Source organism: Fluviicola sp., assembly GCF_029266855.1.
Taxonomy (GTDB): Bacteria; Bacteroidota; Bacteroidia; order Flavobacteriales_D; family Crocinitomicaceae; genus Fluviicola.
On sequence record NZ_JAQSWB010000003.1, the window covers coordinates 190,738 to 210,655 of the forward strand.

The following is a 19,918-nucleotide window of genomic DNA, read 5'->3' on the forward strand; positions in this document are numbered from 1 at the left end:
AAACGCATTGGAAAGAATGTCGGGCAACGAATAAGAACGCGAACTGGAATAGAAAAGCGAATTAATGGCTGCTAACAAAATTATTAGTGTTCTCTGAAATCGTTTTATTCGAATCATTAACAAACTGGTTTTAAACGAATTTATTAAAAAATCGGATTGATTTCTATCAAAGTTAATAATTAAACAAAATAGATTTGAACTTTTGAAGTTCTATACTGTACGGTTCAAAAAACACACTATGAAAGCAAAATCCATTCGATATTCAATCCCAACGCCGTGTCATGAAAGTTGGAATGATATGAAACCTGAAAACAAGGGGCGGTTTTGCGGATCCTGTGAAAAATCAGTAGTTGATTTTACTAGTATGCCTGATTTCTCAATTGTGAATTACCTTGAAAATCACAAGAATGAGAAGGTGTGCGGAAGATTTACGAAGCCACAACTTGACCGTGTGTACCGCTTAAACCAACCAGTATTTTCCTCTAGTTTTGACTTGCGTACAGTTGTTCTGGGTTTGGCATTGACTACTTTTTCTGCAGTTCATAGTTATGGTCAGACGGAACCTGCTGTAAAGCCACTAGTTATAGATACTTTAAGGGCTCCAGCGCCGGTTGTTGGAACCGTGCAGCAAGTTGAACCAATGATCATTGAGCCGGTTGATTTCATGGAACCCATGTTAATAGAGCTTGCAATGACTTATGACCACAGGTCGGAAAAGAAAGCGACTGGAATAATAATTACCCGGAACAAAAAATTCAAGGGAATTGTGATTCAATTAAAAGATGATAGCGGAAAAATTTTAAAAACGTACTATCCGGATTCAAAAGGGCGTTTCGTTGTGAAACTGAATTGGAAGTTAAAGCCAGCTTACCTGGATTTTTGGGGGGAAGGTAATGAACAGGAAACTATTAAGATCCGATACAAACAATCTATTCAGGATATGAAAATTGAATTAGGTGAGGAGCAGGGTGAAATGATCCGTGGTGAAGTTATCCAGGGAGATGTGAAAGCTACTGAAGACGCGTTCGATGATCTTATCCTGCAAAAGATATCTATCGGGAATGTTAGCATAGAAACAGAAGAAAAATAAAAAAATGCCATGAAAAAAGAAAAGATCATTTGTCAAACGACCAAACCAGCAAGCTCTTTTTCAATATGCGATCCCAGATTTATAGCGAATAAAATGGTTCGTGATTCGGACTTTGACTTGCGTGCAGCGCTCCTGGGGGTTACCTTAATTGTTTTTTCAACGGTTCAGGGATTTTCACAAACAGGATCTTCTCAAACGACTTTCAAGTTTGAAATCAAAGATACGAGCAACCTTCACACAGAACTTCTCAAAACTTCCTCCGTTGAATGTTTTGATCATCGTGAAGATTCCAGTATAAGTGGAACAATTCATGCTTCAAAGAAAGATTTTCAACAGATTACCATTCAATTGAAAAATTCGAGGAGAGAAGTCTTAAAAACACTTCATCCAAATTCTAATGGGAACTTTGAACTGGATTATAATTGGCAATTGAGTCCCATGTATTTGGAATTTTCTGGCCCGGATTATAAAACGCTGGTACTTTATATTCCTGGCCTCCGCTCTTTTTCGAACATTGTTGTTGAATTATTACCCGAATAAAGTCAAGCTTGCATCAAAACTCAACGAAATTTGAACGTTTTTCAAAAACTGCTGAACTATTTTCCGTTACCAATGTATTAAACCGAAAAGCGCCATGAAACCGAAGAAAATAAACTACAAAATTGAAGAACCTTGCCATGCAGACTGGGACCAAATGAAGCCGGAAGCGAAAGGACGGTTTTGTTCTTCCTGCAGTAAAACGGTGGTTGATTTCAGTACAATGTCTGATTTTTCAATTGTCAGTTTCCTGGAGAATAACAAACACCAGGCGGTTTGTGGTCGTTTTACGGAAGATCAATTAACTAAAACCTATTTATGGACGAAACCTCATCAATCTGTATTTCATTTCGATTTGAAAGCAGTTGCCTTGGGTTTAGCCTTGAGTACTTTTTCTGCTTTGCCATCTCAGGCACAAAATTCGGTACGGATCGAACAACACAATACGGCAACGGTTGAGCCGGTTTCAGTAAAACAGGGTGAAGTTGCAGTGTTTTATGATCACACAGATGAAACATTTGTAGGTGGAAAGATTAAATTCGAAGGAAAAGATTATAGTTTGGTGAAGATCACTTTGATGAATGGTGCATCTACTGAGCTTACATCCATCAAGCCACAGAAAAACGGAACCTTCAAAATCCCATTGGATTGGACAAAGAACCCGGTTTCCATTCGGGTAAGTTCTCCCGGCTACGGTTCTCAAACAGTTTATTTCAGCAATCATGAGTCTTTGGGTAATTTGACGATTACCTTGTATGAGAAAAGAATGAAAATGGGAAAAGTTGCTGTTGAAAAATAAATCAGACCGACCATGAAAGCGAAAACAGTCAAATACAGTATTGAAGAACCCTGTCACGAGGATTGGAACCAAATGAAACCCGAAGCAAAGGGGAGATTTTGTTCCTCGTGCAGTAAAACGGTTGTGGATTTCAGTTCCATGTCCGACTTTTCCATTGTCAGCTACCTGGAAGGAAAGAAGAAGGAATCTGTTTGCGGAAGATTCCGACCGGATCAGATGGATAAATTTTATACCCTTCCAAAACGAAATCATTCATTTTCATTCGACTTAAAGGCAGTTGCTTTGGGCTTGGCTCTGAGTACCTTTTCCGCTATTCATGTGGATGCGCAGGTTGCTCCAATTGACACTTCACAAGTGATTCAGCAGGAACCACTCGATGGAATGGTAAGTATGATTGAATACTACGACCATTCGGATGAGAAGTTTGTGAGCGGGACCATTTTGGTAAACGGGAAAGGTTACGGAATGGTAACGATTGAATTAATAGACGTTGCCGGAAAGGTACTCTTGAGGACGAGTCCTGACAAAGAAGGGGGATTTAAAGTTCCGGTTGATTGGAGTAAAAGTGAAGATCCACATTCTTTACTGATAAGTGGTCCGGGCCTGATTTCTCACAGTTTGTTTTTCCATGAAAAAGAATCTATCAAGGATATGAAAATCACGCTTTACGAAGAAATAATGTTGAAAGGGAATGTGATATCCCGCTAACTAAGTTCTACCAACCCCCCAAATATGAAAAAGAGAAAGGATCATTCGCGTATGGCTAATGATCCTTTTTTATGTCAAAACTAAAGACGGTCGAAATCTTTTAGCGGCTCCACTAAATCAATTTTTTTTAAAAGATAATCTATTGGGGTTCTACTTCGTTGATAATTATTCAGCTCCTGTTTGATACAATTTTTAAATGTCGATTGATCCTCGGAGGTGTCAAAGTATGATTTAATATTTAAAGGTTCGTTATCATTCACTTTTATTTTTTCTTCATAATCAAGATATTCATTATAACAAGTAAGTAGCATAGCCTCAATATTTATTCTAAAGTAATACCTGTTATTCTTTACTAAATCACCTTTTAACACTTCTGCGCATTTGTCGATAAGTTGTTGATGGGTTAATTCTCGTCTCCTAATTTGTGTGTAAAGATTATTATAGAAAAGTTTAAGATAAACGAGATATACCAATAGTTCGGGAATTATAAACGCATTTTCAAGAAAACTTCTTAAAACGACTCCTGTATGGCTCAATATTTTTTCTTGTTGGCGTAGAGTTAGATTTTTAAGTTCAAAAATAAATTTAGCATATTCAATAAACATTTTAGTATCTCTGGCTAATACATCATGTTTTCTTTTTCCAAGGTTGAAAAAAGAATTTAATCCACATAAATCGATTAAATGAATAATATATTCCTCGATTTCTGGTTCAGGAAGCGAATATTCAACATCAATAAATCGTCTTAAATATTCGTTTGCATCAATTTTATCACTTCCATATGCGCCGCAAATAGCATGTCCAAGTTGCTCCTTGTCAATTGAAAGCACGAATACAATTCCTTTTACGGAAAAGAGGTGTTTTACATTTTCTAAGATTGCCACTGCATAATTCGGTCTGCATCGATCCAATTCATCGATAATAAAAACAATTGGTTTTCCGTTCGAATTCTCTTCTATATAGTTCTGAAGTTCGTTTCGGAAATCTGACATTGTTTGTTTGCGATCGATGTATGAGTCAATATCTTCTTTAAACGCCTCAAGTACTCCCTGGCTATAACTTTCCATTATTTCCGCTGCATCCTCACCGGCATATTTTTTTACCACAGATTTTATTATGGAAGGGATGGTTGCTTGGGCGATTTTACTTCCCTTTTTTAGAATCTCTTTAAAAGTATCTGAACTCTCACTTTTCAGAAGTACTTTTAATTCTGCGGTTAATGCTATAAATGGATTGTTTTCGAAATCGTTTTCCCAGGCATTGAAATAGAGTGTTTGAAATTCTTCATTTTCTAAGTGTTGTTTCCACATAGAAATAAAAGTTGTTTTTCCAGCACCCCATTTATTATCAATTGCCAATACAAAACCATCCGAATTTGTTCTAACAATATCTGTAAGAACCTTTGCATATGGCTCTCTAGCCAATTTGCAGTTTAAAAAAGGGTTTTCTTTAGGGGTTTCTACAGCTGTGATTCTAGTCATGTGGTTAAGGATTTAATGGAAGTAAAAAACCAACAAGATTGCTTGTTGGTTTTTAATAATTAGAATTTATCTCATTTACTCTACAGTAACCGATTTCGCCAGGTTTCTAGGCTGATCCACGTTACAGTCTCTCATTACCGCGATGTGGTAGCTCAATAACTGGAATGGAATCGTTGCCAAAATAGGAACCAGGTGCTCATCCGTATCCGGAATTTCAATTACATGATCAGCCATGGCTTTTACGTCTACATCACCTTCTGTAACGATTGCGATGATCTTTCCTTTACGTGCTTTTACTTCCTGGATATTGCTGACTACTTTCTCATACGAAGTTCCTTTGGTTGCAATTACGAAAACCGGCATTTCTTCATCAATCAATGCGATTGGGCCGTGTTTCATTTCTGCGGCAGGATAACCTTCTGCATGGATGTACGAAATTTCTTTCAGTTTTAATGCTCCTTCCAATGCTACCGGGAAAGAACTTCCTCTTCCAAGGTAAAGTGCATTGTTCGCATCTTTATAGATCTTCGCGATCTCTTCTATCTCCGCATTTCTTTCCAAAACACGTTTCACTTTATCCGGAATTACTTCCAGTTCCGAAAGCATTGTTCTGAATTTAGACTCGCTTAAAGTTCCTTTTTTATGAGCTAAAGAAAGCGCCATCAAAGTCAAAACAGTTACCTGAGCAGTAAATGCTTTTGTAGAAGCAACTCCGATCTCCGGTCCTGCGTGTGTGTAAGATCCTGCATCCGTAATACGCGAAATAGAAGATCCTACTACGTTACAAATTCCAAGAATAGTTGCTCCTTTTGATTTTGCAAGTTCAAGAGCGGCTAATGTATCGGCCGTTTCGCCTGATTGAGAAACTGCGATTACGATATCATTTTCGTTGATGATCGGATTTCTGTATCTGAATTCAGATGCGTATTCTACTTCTACATTGATACGGGCCAGATCTTCGAATAAATATTCTCCGACCAAACACGCATGCCACGATGTTCCGCAGGCAACCATCACAATGCGCTGAGCATTGATCATTTTTTGTTCGTAATCTTTTATTCCTCCCAAGGAAACCCACCCTTCAGATGCATTTAAGCGTCCGCGGAAACAGTCTTTAATGGAACGTGGCTGTTCGTGGATCTCTTTTAACATGAAATGCTCATATCCGCCTTTTTCAAGTGCTTCCAGTTGCATTTCCAATTCCTGAACATAAGGTGTTTTCGGCTGGTTGCGGAGGTTTGTAATGTTTAATCCTGTGACAAGGTCTACTACTGCAATTTCTTCATCCTCCAGGTAAACAACCTGGTTGGTATATTCGATAATTGGAGTAGCATCAGATGCCAGGTAAAAATCATTCTCTTTACCGATTCCAACCACTAAAGGAGAACTCTTACGAGCCGCGATCAGTTGGTTTGGATTATCGGAAGAAATAACCACGATGGCATAAGCTCCGATCACATTTTGCAATGCCATACGAACAGCTGTAGCCAGATCAACATTTTCTTTCTTTTGAATATCATCGATTAAGTGAACCAATACTTCCGTATCCGTCTGACTTTTGAAATGATAACCGCGAACGATCAATTCTTCTTTTAAACTGTTATAGTTTTCAATGATCCCGTTGTGGATCAAAGCCATTTTTTCGTTGTTTGAAAAGTGCGGATGTGCATTGATGTCATTCGGGGCTCCGTGAGTAGCCCAGCGTGTATGCCCAATTCCAGCATGCCCTGCCAGATTTTGTCCGGCTGCAAATTCTTCTAAATTGGATACTTTTCCCTGACGTTTGTACAGATTTACTTTTCCTGCGTCCAGCAATGCAATACCTGCACTGTCATACCCGCGATATTCCAAGCGCTTTAATCCTTTAATTAAGATTGGATAAGCTTCTTTCTTTCCGATATATGCTACAATTCCACACATGTCTATTTGAATTCAGTGTATTTAATAACTAATTTAGGTTTTGCCTTAAAAGGTGAGGCAGGACCATTAAAGACTATTCGTTCCGCCGTACAATTAAAGTACAGGGAAGACTGATAAAGGTATAAGCCCCTGTTTTCTGCCTTTCCAGAAACAATGTCCTGGATGTAATCTCTTAAATCAAGAATAAATGCTTTCTGATTATTATCGTATGATGCAGTTCTGAAAGTTACAATTTTCCCACTATCCGTTTTGTATCCCAATTCCAGAGTTATACTCGGATAGTAGACGTCTTTGTTGTGATAGGACACTGGAATGTAAAGAAGTGCATTGTTGATTACAGAATTACTTTTCAAATCTTTAACGGATGGAAATTCTATTACTGCTCTGCTGTCAAAAGACTGCGTGTAGAATTGAGTCTGACCATTCAACGGATTTGCAAGAACATCCGCAATGTGATATGAAAGGTGATTAACCTCTACATGATTGAAATCACCGCATGAAGAATTTACTACTAATTCAACTCTGCGCTGAGTTGTCGGATTTTCTGAATGCTTAAAGTAGATGGTCATCTTCGTATCACTGCTTCCCAGGTTGAAATATAAAACGGCACCTTTACCGATCCCGGGTGATGCATTTGCAACATTTATTTTAAATCCTTTGAAGTAACCCGAGTTCAGAAATTCGTCACCGCTTACAAAAGCGCCGTTGCCGGCAATAATATCGTCTACGAACTGCTGGCCCAAGGTATTGTCCAGTTTCAATCTGAGCTGGGGTCTCAATGCGTCAATATCACCGTCGCCATCTTTATCAATATGCACAGAATCGGTGGTGTTTGGTGTCTGCGTAGCAGATCCCGGATCAACCAGATTTGATCCCATGGTTGCTTTTGTAGTATGTCTGTAATAAGTGGAATCTTTATGTAATTTTTCACTAAGCTGATGAATCTCAAAAGTTTGCGGGTCTAGTTTGCCGTAATAACCACCGTAAGCCAAACTTAAAACTACAGAATCCACGGTAGCTGTTCCATCTGGAAGCGTAACTGTTCCGCTGAGCGACAATTGTGTGTACAGGGAAGTATTTACAATTCCGAATTTCGGGTCATGGTAAGCTCCCAAAGTTCCATAAATCTGATTGTCGGTGGGTAAAGAGTCTTCCAAAACTGTATATGTTTTCAACTCGAAAGTATCCTTGCCACCTGCGGCCAATAAGTCATTAATATCCAGCACTTCTGTCCCGAATTCGGAGGATGTTTTTTTACAGCTTGGCAAAACGGAAACTGTAAATACAAAACAAGCGGAAAGTAAAATACCTTTCCGCCAGTTATTAGTTAGTTTTTTTAGATTCATCATTGGATCAAAATACCTTCTTCTATCACTTTATCAAAGAACTCTGATAGTCCTTTTGTTAAATGTTCTTCCGGCAAATAATTTAGTTTTAAACAAGTTGCGTCATCATAAACCTTCTGTAATTCCGGTTGAATTACCTCACTGCCTTGAATGACTCCATCGGAGAACGTTACTGCAGCTTTGGTTATTGCATCCAGCGTAGGCGATTTAACTAAATTTGTGACTTCCTCGTCAAATCCATCGAATTTCAATTTCTCATGGAAACGTTCGTTCCATGGAGATTCAAATCCTTCTTTGTTGTCATAAATACTGTAAACCACTTTTGTATCTGCGAAATGCGGATCCTTATTGTAGATTTTTTTGATGTACAAAGGCATTAAAGACGTCATCCAGCCGTGGCAATGGATTACATCCGGTTTCCAGCCAAGTTTTTTAACAGTTTCCAAAACACCACGACAGAAGAACATGCTTCTTTCGTCATTGTCACTGAAATCAGCTCCTTTATCATCAGCTACATTTGTCTTGCGTTTGAAGAATTCATCATTATCGATGAAATAAACCTGCAAGCGGGCAGCCGGAATTGACGCAACTTTAATGATCAAAGGGTGATCATTATCGTCAATTATGATATTCATTCCCGAAAGGCGGATTACTTCATGAAGTTGATGTCTTCTTTCATTAATACTGCCAAAGCGAGGTGTGAAAACACGGATTTCTTTACCGTTCTCCTGAGTTCCTTGCGGAAGTTTGCGAGCGTTGTGAGAAATTTCTGTTTTAGCAAGAAATGGGTATATTTCCTGAGAAACAAAGAGAATTCTTTTCTTTTCCATAGAATTCGATAGGGGAATTTTTGAATATTATAAGTGCAAAATTAAGAAAAAAAGACGGAATCTTCAAGATATTAATATAGTTTTGCCTGCTTGTTTTGAACGAAAGGGTAGAAATTTGGAAATAATCGACAAGGTAGAGGTGTTAAAGCAAGCTTTAAACTCAGCCCGAAAAGAAGGTAAAAGTATTGGTTTTGTGCCAACTATGGGTGCTCTGCATCAGGGGCATATGGACTTGGTAAGTCGCGCCAGTACTGAGTGTGACCTTGTTGTTGTTAGTGTTTTTGTTAACCCGACCCAGTTCAATAACTCAGCGGATCTAAAGCATTATCCGCGCACTCCGGAAGCCGATGCAGAATTGTTGAAAAAATTCGGATGTGATTTGGCTTTTTTTCCCTCAAATACAGAAATTTATCCTGAAAACTGGGTATCTCCCCGGGTAGATTTAGATGGATTGGACCTGGTAATGGAAGGAAAATTCCGTCCCGGTCATTTTAAAGGAGTGGTGGAGGTTGTTTCCCGCCTGTTTGAAATTGTAGAACCCGATAAAGCATTCTTCGGTTTAAAAGACTTTCAGCAGGTTGCAGTTATAAAAAAAATGGTGGAAGAACTGAATCTGCCACTGGAGATCGTTGCGTGTGAAACTTCCAGAACCGAAAAAGGACTTGCCATGAGCAGCCGGAATAAGCGTTTATCCGAAAGTCAAAAGGAGGAAGCCCTCATTATTTTCCGGACATTGTCGCAGGCAAAAGTTGATGCGGGTAAATTCTCTCCGAAAGAAACAACAGCGCGGGCAATTGAAAATTTTGAGACAGGAAGTCTCAAACTGGAATACCTGACTATTGTAAATCCTGATACCTTGCAGGAACTCACGGACAATTGGGTTCCCGGAGCTACTATGTGCATTGCTTGTTTCTGCGGAGAAGTAAGATTAATCGATAATTTGACATTAATTCCTAATTCCTAATGCAGAACTGAATTGGGACTGTAATTTAGAGTTTGGCTTATAGGTGGTTAAATATATTTCTTTGGCGTTAAAAATATATACAAACGTCGCTATATCTATGCTTTATCTATGCTTTATTCATGCTTCATTTATACCTGATTCATGCATTAAAGTCGGTTCAATGCTGTTCGAAAATCGTGATTAACTTTAATTAATTACTGATTTGAGGAATAGTGACGTTCCAGATTCGTAATCAGGGTCTTCATAATTCGTAATTTTTCCCAAATCACTTCCGTATTAATCCGTCAGCTGACGGATCGGGATTTAGTCTTTCCGCCGCGGCGGACTATCGCTTTTTCTTCTTATCTTTGCACCTCGATTTTTACAAACATGTTGATACAAGTAGTCAAATCAAAAATTCACCGGGTACGTGTTACTCAAGCAGAATTGAATTATGTTGGAAGCATTACCATTGATGAAGCTTTGATGGAAGCGTCCAATTTGGTTGAAGGAGAGCGCGTTCAGGTTGTTAATATCAATAATGGCGAGCGACTTGAAACTTACGTTATAAAAGGTGACAAAGGAAGCGGTACAATTTGCCTGAATGGGCCGGCTGCGAGAAAAGTTGCTGTTGGTGATATGATCATAGTGATCGGTTACGGATATATGACTCCGGAAGAAGCCCGATCATTTAAACCCGCTTTGGTTTTCCCGAATGAATTGACTAATTTGATAGTCTAATGAAAAGAGCAGCAGGTATTCTTCTAAAAACAGTTCTTCCACTGGCTCTAGGTGTTTATCTGATTTGGTATCTTTTCAATTCTATGGAAGCGGATGTGAAAACTGCTTTTTACAAAGCTCTTCGCGAAGCCAATTATTTCTGGATTTTCCTGTCCTTAATATTAAGTTTCATTGCTTTGCTTTCAAGAGCTTATCGTTGGAAATATCTATTGGAGCCAATGGGGTATAAAACCTCTTTTTGGAATCGGTATCATGCAATTATGATTGGGTACATTGTGAATCTCACAATTCCCAGGGCTGGAGAAGCCTCCCGTGCAGGAATGCTTTATCGTTCTGATGGGATTCCTTTCGCCAAATCGTTCGGAACTATTTTGGCAGAACGTGTTTTTGACTTGATTATGCTTTGTTCTGTTGCTCTTATAGCTTCTATAGTTGGAGCGGGAGATTTTTGGAAAATCAAAGCATTAATAGAGACCACTGACCCGGAGTCTGCATCCAAAGTTCAAGTGATTAAATGGATCATTATTGGAATTGTTCTTACGGTCCTTGGAGTCATATTTTCCATAAAAAGCATTCGTTTAAAAGTGATTGGTTTTGTGAAAGGTTTGTTCGCAGGCATTTTATCAGTTTTCAAGACAAAGAATCCAGGAGCATTTATAGGTCATACCTTGTTCATTTGGAGCCTGTATATTATTTATTTCGCGATCTGCTTTTTTGCTCTGGATGAAACATCAAATGTCCCATCGACCGGAATGTTACTTGCCTTTTTAGCCGGTTCATTAGGGATTACGCTCACAAACGGAGGGATTGGGGTTTTTCCGATAGTTGTGGGACTTGTTATTGAATATTACTTAAGAGATCAATACGGCAGCGAGGCGAAAGGAATCGGATATGCTTTAGGAATGATCATCTGGTCTTCGCAAACCGTATTGATCATTAGTCTTGGAGTATTGTCCTTTTTTCTCTTACCAAAAAACTATTCAAAAGATGGGGAAATTCGAGCAAATCAAGAATAAAGTCACTTCATTGGATGAAATGTCACAGCGGATCCGGGAATGGAAACAAGCCGGTGAAAAGGTCGTGTTTACAAACGGGTGCTTTGATATTTTGCATGAAGGACATGTTACTTACCTGGCAAAAGCTGCGGATTTCGGGTCCAAGCTGATCATTGCGATTAATACGGATGCTTCGGTAAAAAGGCAGGGAAAAGGTGAGGAGCGGCCAATTAACCCGGAATCTTCAAGGGCATTGATCCTGGCAGCTTTGGAATTTGTAGACGGCGTGGTGTTTTTCAATGAAGACACTCCTGTTTCCCTTATCGAATCACTGAAACCCGATGTTTTGGTGAAAGGTGCCGACTACGATGCGAATGAATCCGATCCTTCAAATAAAAAATATATTGTTGGCAGAGAGGCCATGCTTGCAAACGGAGGAGAGGTGAAAACCGTTGCTTTGGTTGAAGGTTTCAGCACAACGAATATTGTGAAGAAATTAAAAGCTTAGGACGCAGTTTATTCCACGTCCCAAACTTCTAATCAGTTCCAGAACTCAAAATCAGATCGCGATCGTAAGTACCAGCACAGTACTTGTTGTGTTGGAAACAGTTCCGGCTGCAGGAATTTGTGCCTGAATTGGTAATCCGTCTGCTGTTTCTTCATCTGTAATCACTTCATCATCCGGACTTCTTAATTCATAAGTGAATCCTAGGTTCTGAATCAATTCTTTCGTTTCTTCATTCCAATTTTTAGTAGTCAGGTCAGGAACGATTCGAATTTCAGACAGACTCTGAGGTGGTGGAACAGGAACTATTTTGAACTTCAGTTTCGCCATTGCATTTGATTGTAATCCGAAGCGGTTGACATTTCCTGCATTTAGCGGCGTTGCATTAATTGCATATTTGGACAGGGCATAACCCGCAACCGGACTGGATTGTTCGGATTTCAAATCAAGCGACAGGGAAATCTGTGCTTCAACTTCTGTTTCGGGAATGGTATAAAAAGTGGGTTGATATCCCATTCCACGAATTAAATTCAGGAGTTTCAGTTCTTCTTCGGTTCTTTCATCGTCTTTACTGAGGTCATAGATTTCCAAAGTTTGCTGAAGAGCTCCCTGATCCAGGGCAGCCTGGGCATCTCCGACTCCCTGACCTACAGAACTGATCAATTCTCCCAACGGACTGCCGAGCAGCTCGCTGAATAATTGTACTGGGTTGTTAGTATCACTCATGTTTGCTAAAAATTACGGTTATTAATTGATTGGGCTGAATGCTGTCTCCTGGAGCCGGTGATTGTTTGAAAGAATCGCCGTTCACGACATCCGTGTTATTTTGATACACGGGGTTCAATCTTAAATTGAGACTTTTCAGTACTCTTCGAACAGCTGTTTCGGTTAATCCGCTCAGATCAGGAAGCGTTGCCATTGTGGTTTCTCCACTTTGCGTAGGCGTGATATCAAAAGTGAGTTCACTGATGGCATTGCCGTTGATATTGTCTGAATTGGCAATATCCAATAAAGCAGCACTTACGGATTCTCCGTCTCTCTGAATTACTGCTTTCAATTTCAGTGAAATATTTGAAAGTTTGAATGCGGAAGATGCAGAAGCTCTTGTTGCGTTCTCTATTTCAGAAACAATATCGGTATACAGTTCATTAATAGGAACGGCAGTTGTTTCCGGCGTTTCCGGGCATTCACATTCAAAAGGAAAGTAGCTTGCAATAGGCTGAAAATCTTTGAAATTACCTGTAATACCGGTGATAGCGTCTTCTGGAGCCAGCCAGAGCGCACCGAAATCAAATTCATAGATATCACCGTCATAGACATTAAAGGCGAAAGTACTTGCAATGATCTTCGGAAGTCCGCTTCCAGTAGGAGGTGCAGCCGGAACAATGATCAACGGCGGGATCTGCTCGCTTCGGAGACGGTCAAAATAAGGAGCTTCTTCCGGAGTGGCAGTATTGATGGATCTTTGAATATAAAGTCCGCCTTTGGTGATCGTTTCTGCATAAAGTGTGACCCAGGTCTTACTGGAAGATTCGTAATACTTTACCAGAACAGGATAATTATCTGCTAATGATCCGTCTGAATTGCGAAGTGAAAGTTTGGTTAGGGTATTTTGAAAATCTATCATGGCTTACTAATTGCGATTGATGAAAAATGTGTTCCGCTGTTGGTTACAAAAACAAATGTTTTATCCGTGTCATAATCGGTATTGTCAATTTGAACGGAAACGGTGAATTTCCCGGTGCTGTCAGTGTAACCATCTTTTGCACCCAAAAAAACGGGAGGAGTAACAGGAGTGTCGGAATTGAAACCCAGTGAAGTTTGCTCATCAAAGTTAATTTCGATGCGTTGTCCCGCTACAGGTTCATTGTTTGCATTGACAACGTTGACTACTAATTGGTATTCAATGATATCCGGATCCTCATCGTTCAGTTCCGCAGAACAATTCAAAAAGATCTGCGGTAAGCCTTCATTTGGCATTACTGCAACAAATCTTCCCGAAATATTACTGGTGATACTCCCCAGGTTTTTTGATGTTGTTTCGGTACTTCTAAAGGGGGTGAAACGAATGGCATTCAGGGCTAAAACCGGTGATGTTGCCGTTCTTCCGGGAATCTCAAGTGTTCCATCAGTTCCACTTGTTTGTGTTGATTCGAATTGCGAAACAACTTCCAGGTTAAAATCCAGGTAGGGAAGCTGGTACAGGGTGTTAGGCCGTCCGTATTCGTCATACGGAGGCATACTGCGCAACTGCTGCTGCGCTTCGTTCAGGCTGTCGGCGATGCTGAGAACTATTTCATGCAAGGCCAGTGAATTATATGCTGATTGACTCATTTTAAATGTATTTATCTTTTTTACGTTCTTTCATTCTCTTTGACCGTTCTTCTTCTTTTCGTTCGGCCTTTTTTTGGGATAAGCGTTCGGCCTTTCGTTTTTCCCGGAGTTCGATTTCCTTTTCGGTCTCTTTCTGTTCGGATTTTTTAGAAGAGCTATCTTCGCGAACTTTATTTTGTCGGTCTTCCATAGACAATTCTTTTTTCAGGTTATCAGTCAGTTCTTTGATCTCAGGAACTTTTGATTCCAGGGATTCCAGTGAATCTTTGATGTCTGATTTCACTTTCTGACCGAAGCGTTTTGTTTCTTCCAGTTTTTCCGAAAGTTTTTTCAGGCTTACTTTTTCCCGGAGCTTTTCTGTTTGGGCTTCACGTTTTTCGTCCCAGTCATCTTTTATCCTGCGAATGCGAGTTGGAATCTCTGCAGCTTTTTTTACCTGATCCGGTTTCTTTTGAAACTTCACAAGATCCTTCTGTCCGAAAGAGTCTGATGTTTTTTTGAATTCCCTGATTTTGTCAGGGATCTTCTCTGTCTTTTTGACTCCTTCGGTTAGCACTTTTTTCTTTCTTTCTATTTCATCTTTCTTTTTCCGTATGAAATCGGTGTCAAACCGTTTTCTCCCGGAACTTTTGTTTACTGATTTCGGTGCTTTCAGGCTGGTTGAAGGATCTTGTTCCGTTTCTTTTTTCTGAAGCAGGGTTTTTCTTTGGAGAGCGAGCTTTTCTTTCAGACGGTTCTGATTTTGTTCCCATTTCTCCAATTCCCTGTTCTTTTGTAAGAGCCGCTCTTCGAGTTTTCTTTTCTGAGCGGCTCTGTTTTTTTCTTTCTCACGTTTACTCTTAAACGATTCGATAGTACCGGTGAACCGAGGATCTTCTTCTACAGGATTATTGGATTGAAGTAAATTGCCCATCTCATTTTCCAAAGACTTCCGTTCCTTCAACAATTCATCCAATTCCCGGTTTTGCGATGCAATTTCATCGAGGGTTAATTGGATACTACTAAAAGAGTTTTCGCTTCCGTTGTTTGAATCGGAATCAGTGGTTTTGACGAGTTTTTTCCAGCTTTTTGTCATAATCTGTGAATAGGGTTGTTATTTAATCTTCGTTCTAACCTTCCACTTCTTCTTCAGGTGGAGGTGGCATTTCGGCCTGAACTCTGGCGATTTCTGTTTCGTCCATCAATTGTTTCAAACGACTTTCAAACATGGCCGGAGCCGGAACCGTTACTAGTTTGGTACGCATTTCGGAACTTCCGCTTGCTTCATATTGGTATTTCTGGGAATAACTTGCGTTCACAGAGGCTGCAATGACACCAAACGGTGACCAGGCAGCTCCTCTGATAGAAGATTCAGCACTTACTTCCTCTTCTTTTTTCATCGAAATAGCCAATTTGAGTTCAATGTATGTTTCTACGAACTGGTAAAATGTAGGTGTGAAACCGAGAGCCAGTAAGCTCACTCCTTCATCGCCTTCTCTGAGTTTGATCAGCGAGGTTTCATCACGTTCCAAGTTTCCCGAATCATTCGTTACAAATCCCGCCATTAATTGCGCGATTCTGATAGAAACACGATCGAGAGCATATTGAGCCTCGGCAATCCCTACACCAAGCGTTCGAACCAATTCAGGAAACGGAGCATTTAATAACTCTCTTCCAACATTTATCATAAGCTTATTGATTAAGGGTTAATAGAGCAGCTGCCACTGTGACAGCTGCCCGGGTTAATTATGCCGTCGGTTGTGGTGGAGTGTTGTTAAACTCTTCCTCCATCAAGCGCTGAATACGTTGTTCCAGAACTGCAGGAGCAGGAATCGGCACCAATTTGGTGCGAAGCAAACTGGATCCTTCAGCTGAGTAACTGTACTTCTGAGCGTAGCTGGCGTTCACCTGCGTGGTTTGAACGGATCGTCCGAATTTGATTCTTCCCAACCCAAATCCAATGCGAGCTGCACTTGATCTTAAGTTGTTGTTTACTGCGGTGTTGGTAGATCCTTCTTGTGTGTAACGGATGGAAATTTTCACTTCAATGATCGTATCCACGAATTGATAGAAGGTTGGGGTGAAACCACATTCCAACATCGAGATTCTTCTTGGAAGGCTGACTGCCGTAGCAGGATCATTCGTACCGGCAAGAGCAATCTCCAGGTCCCCATAGGCTACCTGGACAGAGCCTGTTCCGCCTACGGTACCTACATGGTAAAAACCTTGATAATCGATATAAGTATCCTGTGGAATTGCTGCTCCAGGAGTAAATCCGGTCGGAACAGTAGTGGTTAACGTTGGTTTGTAACTGCTACCCAATACTCCACGAATCTCTGCTTTTTGCTGAATGTTGGATGTAGAATTGTGACGAGCAATCGCTTCACCTTTTGTGATGCTTTCCGTTCCGAAATACACACGGCTGTCCTGGAAAGTAACGTTCCCTGCTTCATCCGTAACGGTTGTTAAGCCGCCCATCATTTCGGCTACATCGATAGAGTTCTGATCCAGAACGATTTGTGCTTCTGCAATTGCAAAAGCCATTTGGCGAATCATGTCGCCCATAGGCACGTCAAGAAGTTCCTGACCAATGCGTGGTTTGTTGTTAAACATACTTTGTTGTTTTTGTGATTAATGATTACGTTGTTGTGTTTCCTTCTGAGCTTAAATTTTTCAGAAGTGTAACTAGGTTTTCGGGTGGAGGCAGTGAAACCATGCGGGCTGCAATACTCGAAGAGGCCGAAGCCGATTGATCGAATTTACGTGCGTAGCCTGCACTTACGGTAGTTGAAACTACCTTTGTTTCAACTGAAACCACACCATTGACATCGAAAGCAGTCGATTCTGACATAGCGAAGTCCATTTTTGCATCAAAACTTGCTTCCGTAAAAGCGTAGAAACTGGGAACGAAACCTAGATTTAACAGGCTTACTTGTTTTCCTCCGATTTCCACGGTGCTGGAAGCGATCTCCTTGAGCATTTTGATAGAATTGCCGTCTAAAGCTGCTTGCGCTGTTGCTATTGAAAGTCCCATGTTTTCGATCATGGATGAAAGCGGGGAGTTCGTTAGCGTACTTGTAATTGTTTCAATTGCTGCCATTTACTAGAAGTTAATAGGTGAATATTATTCTTCCGTAGAGCTTCCGTATTTTCTATCCAGAAAAGCACGGAACGCATCTGGTGCAGGAAGTGAAACCAATCTTGCTGACATGGAGGAGTTTCCTTCCATAGACATTTCAAACTGGCGCGACATTCTGAAATCCACACTTGCTCCGAAAGCGAATGACTTACTTTGAGTAGTGTTACTTGAGCTTTCGCTTTCTGTAGCACTTTCACTCTTGGTTTTCGCCCACAAGTAGGAACTTTGGTTTTCGCTTCCTTCGATTCCGCTTTCAGAGTTTTCTTCAATGGTAATCTCTTCTGCCGCATTGGAAAGCAAATGCAATTTGACAATTGCTTCGTTGTCCAGGGAGTAATGAAATCCTTCTGTCGTTTCTTCGTGCTTGTGGTTAGTCAATTTAATCTTTGCAGAATTCCAGATTTCCGTAAAATCGGAATTGGTAGCTACCAGACTAATTGAACCGTATTGAACATCCAATGAAGTAAATACACCACCTGGTGCCGTAGAGTCATCCGCATAAACGAATTTATTAACTCCGGTAGTTGGTGTTGCTTCTTTTTTCACATTACCACCGATAACGATCAGATAATCTGCATCCAATTCGATAGTAGCATTACGTTGCAGCAAATTACTTGGACCTGCAGTATTGGTAATCGCACCAATTTCTACATTGACCGGAGCTGAAGATCCGAAGATATGGTTGCATAGCTTTTCAGCACGTCTTTTAGCCAAACTTCTGTTTTTCGGATTGTCTCCACCTTTCGGATCTGTCATTCCTGTAATGGTAATTGACGCACCAGAATCGTGGCTTTGGATCAAGCGAAGTACTTTATGGATCAGTTTATGCTCCGGGTAGTTCTGATTATCGACAGCAGTGGTAGGAGCTTCATACGGAGTATTGTAATCCAGGACACTTGTTTCTGCGGGTAGTTTCAGATCTTCATTATACGTAATCTTATCGCTGTTGTACGGGAAGTAAAACTTACTTGAAATTTTCATCCAGCCTGTTCCATCATGCATGTGTAAAGTTCCACCTTTCGTCAAAGCATAAACAGCAGCTCCGGCTCCGGCTCCTGTAACAGCATTGTTTAACAATGTGTTATCAAAGGCAGTAGGCAAATTGAAAGGGGTAGCAGCCGTTGGTGTTGGACCATCAAGATCAATGGAAATGGTAGGTGCGTTAAAGTCTGTAATCTTTAATACTCCGACACCCTTCGCTGTTCCTCCAAAATGTAAACTTGGTTCAATTCGAATGAATCCTCCGTCTATCCAGACATCCACCCCGCGGCTTTTATTTTCGGTAAGCGTTCTGGACTGGATTTCTTCATACACCTGGTCAACGGATGCTTCGGTTTGGATTTTGTGTTTGAAATCCTCCAAACGGCTTTTTGAATCAAGGTACTCACTTTGGCTGACGAATTTGTTGTTGATCTTGATTGCCTTTTTTTCTTTTGCGCGAAAGTTCAATTGTCGAACAGATTTGTATTCTTCGGAAGTTTCCGAATAACTGTTTGAACTCAGGAACGTTCGGCTGGCTGAGGTGTATCCTTTTTGGTTGGCCAATTGGACATCGAGTCCAAATCCGAATTCCAACGCTTCTTTCAGACCCATTCTCAAGTTGATACTGGCACTGATGTCCGCATATTGGAATGCGTAAAAGACAGGAGCGAATCCTAAAGACAACAAGGATTCACCGTCGATGTTGGTTTCTGCCAATTTAATAGCCTGGGCTATCGAATTGTCATCTAGTTTCTGTTGAGCTTCTGCAATTCCCATTGCAAGGTTTGTAAAGATGTCGCTGACATCGACCTGCTGAAGAATGGAAGCCCCTTCACTGAATTTGGTTAAATCACTCATAAATTAATTGTTTTTAATGTTTTACGAAATGCAGGTGAATCGCTCTTGCCTGCCAAAATTTTTGGCGTGACAATCCTGGCCCGGTTCTTTTCAGGGAGGGAAGAGACAGGTGGATATTCTTAACTTCGCGCGCAGCTAAAACCGCCTGCGATTTCGTATAAACGTTTGTTTTAGAACGGATTGATCATTTCCGGCAGTTGAACTGCTATTTTTTCGTTGACATTTTCCTTACGAACAGTAAAGTAGTGATGCCTGTTTTGTAAATCACGCACTTTTTGGTGAGTAATTGCATAACCTCTTCGAAGCCAGTTTAATAGTTCTTTGCTTAAGGGCATATTAAAACCGGTTGCCTCTTTGAGCGCTGAATCGAAAGCTTCGATCGCCTCTGTTTTTTCATCCAGGTAGATGCACTGGATTCCTTTCCGTTCCCAGAGTGATGCGAGGTTTTTCCTGAACCAATCATCGTTTCGATCGACTTTTTTTGGTGTCAGGAAATCAATGCTTTTCTCACAAAAAGTGATGATTTCCTGGTGTGCCTCCATCAATTCCAGTGATTCCATTGCACACAAACTGTAATGCTGCAGGAAAACTTCTGAATTTTCGGCCGTTTGACACATGCGCATAGCCTCTTTGTAATGGCGTAATGCTTCTTTGTGATCTCCTCTTAAAGCGAGTACTTTTCCGTTTTCAGCGATTTGGAGATGGAGGTTAGGTTTGTTTTCGTTCATAGTG

21 protein-coding genes are annotated in these 19,918 nt (G+C 40.5%); 8 read left to right on the top strand and 13 right to left on the bottom strand.

The annotated features are described in order from the left end of the window. The first annotated feature begins 238 nt into the window (after nucleotides 1-238). From K0S23_RS09455 to K0S23_RS09470, 4 genes are all read left to right on the top strand, one after another. A complete protein-coding gene (locus K0S23_RS09455) occupies nucleotides 239-1,090 on the top strand; it encodes a hypothetical protein (RefSeq protein WP_300356527.1) in 852 nt (283 codons plus the stop codon). 9 nt (nucleotides 1,091-1,099) lie between these two features. Next, the gene (locus tag K0S23_RS09460; protein WP_300356528.1) at nucleotides 1,100-1,630 is read left to right on the top strand and encodes a hypothetical protein; all 531 of its coding nucleotides are present in this window, start codon (nucleotides 1,100-1,102) and stop codon (nucleotides 1,628-1,630) included. A 94-nt stretch (nucleotides 1,631-1,724) separates the two neighbouring features. Next, entirely contained in the window at nucleotides 1,725-2,426 is a 702-nt protein-coding gene (locus K0S23_RS09465; protein ID WP_300356530.1) for a hypothetical protein, read from the top strand. 12 nt (nucleotides 2,427-2,438) lie between these two features. Continuing rightward, nucleotides 2,439-3,134, top strand: a complete 696-nt coding sequence (locus tag K0S23_RS09470; protein ID WP_300356532.1) for a hypothetical protein — start codon at nucleotides 2,439-2,441, stop codon at nucleotides 3,132-3,134. 80 nt (nucleotides 3,135-3,214) lie between these two features. Here the strand turns inward: K0S23_RS09470 and K0S23_RS09475 are convergent, their stop codons facing one another. The 4 genes from K0S23_RS09475 to K0S23_RS09490 all read right to left on the bottom strand — a co-directional run bounded on the left by K0S23_RS09475 (nucleotide 3,215) and on the right by K0S23_RS09490 (nucleotide 8,711). Continuing rightward, entirely contained in the window at nucleotides 3,215-4,615 is a 1,401-nt protein-coding gene (locus K0S23_RS09475) for a P-loop NTPase fold protein (RefSeq protein WP_300356534.1), read from the bottom strand. A gap of 75 nt (nucleotides 4,616-4,690) precedes the next feature. Next, on the bottom strand, nucleotides 4,691-6,535 hold the full coding sequence (gene glmS, locus K0S23_RS09480; protein WP_300356536.1) for a glutamine--fructose-6-phosphate transaminase (isomerizing): 1,845 nt from the start codon (nucleotides 6,533-6,535) through the stop codon (nucleotides 4,691-4,693). A gap of 2 nt (nucleotides 6,536-6,537) precedes the next feature. Further along, the gene (locus K0S23_RS09485) at nucleotides 6,538-7,884 is read right to left on the bottom strand and encodes a DUF4270 family protein (RefSeq protein ID WP_300356538.1); all 1,347 of its coding nucleotides are present in this window, start codon (nucleotides 7,882-7,884) and stop codon (nucleotides 6,538-6,540) included. Then, nucleotides 7,881-8,711 carry a glycogen/starch synthase gene (locus K0S23_RS09490; RefSeq protein WP_300356540.1) on the bottom strand — a complete coding sequence of 277 codons (831 nt, stop codon included), beginning with the start codon at nucleotides 8,709-8,711 and terminating at the stop codon, nucleotides 7,881-7,883. The genes K0S23_RS09485 and K0S23_RS09490 overlap by 4 nt, the downstream gene beginning before the upstream one ends. A gap of 115 nt (nucleotides 8,712-8,826) precedes the next feature. Here K0S23_RS09490 and panC point away from each other — a divergent pair, with 115 nt between their 5' ends. The 4 genes from panC (at nucleotide 8,827) to rfaE2 (ending at nucleotide 11,898) form a co-directional block, all read left to right on the top strand. Then, entirely contained in the window at nucleotides 8,827-9,675 is an 849-nt protein-coding gene (gene panC, locus K0S23_RS09495; RefSeq protein ID WP_300356542.1) for a pantoate--beta-alanine ligase, read from the top strand. A gap of 369 nt (nucleotides 9,676-10,044) precedes the next feature. After that, nucleotides 10,045-10,395 (top strand): aspartate 1-decarboxylase, encoded by a 351-nt coding sequence (gene panD, locus K0S23_RS09500; RefSeq protein ID WP_294858925.1) that lies wholly within the window; start codon nucleotides 10,045-10,047, stop codon nucleotides 10,393-10,395. Then, on the top strand, nucleotides 10,395-11,411 hold the full coding sequence (locus tag K0S23_RS09505; RefSeq protein ID WP_300356564.1) for a lysylphosphatidylglycerol synthase transmembrane domain-containing protein: 1,017 nt from the start codon (nucleotides 10,395-10,397) through the stop codon (nucleotides 11,409-11,411). Before panD ends, K0S23_RS09505 begins: the two co-directional genes overlap by 1 nt. Continuing rightward, entirely contained in the window at nucleotides 11,383-11,898 is a 516-nt protein-coding gene (rfaE2, locus tag K0S23_RS09510; protein WP_300356566.1) for a D-glycero-beta-D-manno-heptose 1-phosphate adenylyltransferase, read from the top strand. The genes K0S23_RS09505 and rfaE2 overlap by 29 nt, the downstream gene beginning before the upstream one ends. Before the next feature lie 51 nt (nucleotides 11,899-11,949). On the opposite strand, the gene K0S23_RS09515 is transcribed toward rfaE2, so the two are convergent. From K0S23_RS09515 to K0S23_RS09555, 9 genes are all read right to left on the bottom strand, one after another. Further along, on the bottom strand, nucleotides 11,950-12,621 hold the full coding sequence (locus tag K0S23_RS09515) for a hypothetical protein (RefSeq protein WP_300356568.1): 672 nt from the start codon (nucleotides 12,619-12,621) through the stop codon (nucleotides 11,950-11,952). After that, on the bottom strand, nucleotides 12,614-13,522 hold the full coding sequence (locus K0S23_RS09520; protein WP_300356570.1) for a Stk1 family PASTA domain-containing Ser/Thr kinase: 909 nt from the start codon (nucleotides 13,520-13,522) through the stop codon (nucleotides 12,614-12,616). The genes K0S23_RS09515 and K0S23_RS09520 overlap by 8 nt, the downstream gene beginning before the upstream one ends. Continuing rightward, nucleotides 13,519-14,229 carry a hypothetical protein gene (locus K0S23_RS09525; RefSeq protein WP_300356572.1) on the bottom strand — a complete coding sequence of 237 codons (711 nt, stop codon included), beginning with the start codon at nucleotides 14,227-14,229 and terminating at the stop codon, nucleotides 13,519-13,521. The genes K0S23_RS09520 and K0S23_RS09525 overlap by 4 nt, the downstream gene beginning before the upstream one ends. A 1-nt stretch (nucleotide 14,230) precedes the next feature. Next, the gene (locus tag K0S23_RS09530; protein WP_300356574.1) at nucleotides 14,231-15,304 is read right to left on the bottom strand and encodes a hypothetical protein; all 1,074 of its coding nucleotides are present in this window, start codon (nucleotides 15,302-15,304) and stop codon (nucleotides 14,231-14,233) included. Nucleotides 15,305-15,338: 34 nt separating this feature from the next. Next, nucleotides 15,339-15,896 (bottom strand): hypothetical protein, encoded by a 558-nt coding sequence (locus K0S23_RS09535; protein WP_300356576.1) that lies wholly within the window; start codon nucleotides 15,894-15,896, stop codon nucleotides 15,339-15,341. 58 nt (nucleotides 15,897-15,954) lie between these two features. Next, a complete protein-coding gene (locus K0S23_RS09540; protein WP_300356578.1) occupies nucleotides 15,955-16,821 on the bottom strand; it encodes a hypothetical protein in 867 nt (288 codons plus the stop codon). A gap of 25 nt (nucleotides 16,822-16,846) precedes the next feature. Then, nucleotides 16,847-17,308, bottom strand: coding sequence for a hypothetical protein (locus K0S23_RS09545; RefSeq protein WP_300356580.1), 462 nt, complete (start codon nucleotides 17,306-17,308; stop codon nucleotides 16,847-16,849). Between the two features lie 24 nt (nucleotides 17,309-17,332). After that, nucleotides 17,333-19,186 (bottom strand): hypothetical protein, encoded by a 1,854-nt coding sequence (locus K0S23_RS09550; RefSeq protein ID WP_300356582.1) that lies wholly within the window; start codon nucleotides 19,184-19,186, stop codon nucleotides 17,333-17,335. 170 nt (nucleotides 19,187-19,356) lie between these two features. Continuing rightward, nucleotides 19,357-19,914, bottom strand: a complete 558-nt coding sequence (locus K0S23_RS09555) for a hypothetical protein (protein ID WP_300356584.1) — start codon at nucleotides 19,912-19,914, stop codon at nucleotides 19,357-19,359. Nucleotides 19,915-19,918 lie beyond the last annotated feature (4 nt).